The sequence below is a fragment of the Bartonella sp. AP57NXGY genome (assembly GCF_042195805.1).
In the GTDB taxonomy this organism is placed as follows: domain Bacteria; phylum Pseudomonadota; class Alphaproteobacteria; order Rhizobiales; family Rhizobiaceae; genus Bartonella.
On the sequence record NZ_JBHIOZ010000636.1, the window covers coordinates 1 to 582 of the forward strand.

At 36.6% G+C, this 582-nt stretch carries 1 pseudogene; it reads right to left on the minus strand.

What is annotated here, in order from left to right:
• Positions 1 to 582: pseudogene (locus ACFIL8_RS12395) on the minus strand (hypothetical protein); the annotation flags it as partial.

Below are 582 nucleotides of genomic sequence, written 5' to 3' on the forward strand. Positions count from 1 at the left end.
CAGAAATATCTCCATTAGCAAGAAACTTAATTTTGCTATTTTCTTTGTCTGCTCCATGCTGTGCTACAAATGCCTGCTCATCATTGCTCCACAACAAAGCATCCCCTTTGACTTCTTGTGTAATATCATTGATTTTTTGTGTAAAATTATTGACCACATTCGTGAGATGACTATTCACACTCTTCACATTTGCATCGAGACCACTCAAAGCTGAGCCAACATCATGATAATTGGCTTTTGCCACCTGACCATCTTCAACAATAACAGATAAACTATAGTTTGGTCCTTTAAAAGCACCATTTTCGAACGAGGCACCACCACCAAAATAATTTGCTATATCTCCAGATATTTTATTAATTTGGTTCCCATTGATCGCATCATGCGAATCTTCAGCAATTTTCCCATCTTTAACATTATGGAGGGAAACGGGTGCTGTAGTCTTATCACCACCCAAAGTTATGCTATTATAATTAACGGTATCGTTTTCTTTATCATAGAGAACTGCAGCAGCACTTGTAAGATTAATATCATTAGAAATCTTCTCTATACTTTTATCAAGCTGGGCTTTGTTAACAGCTTCAT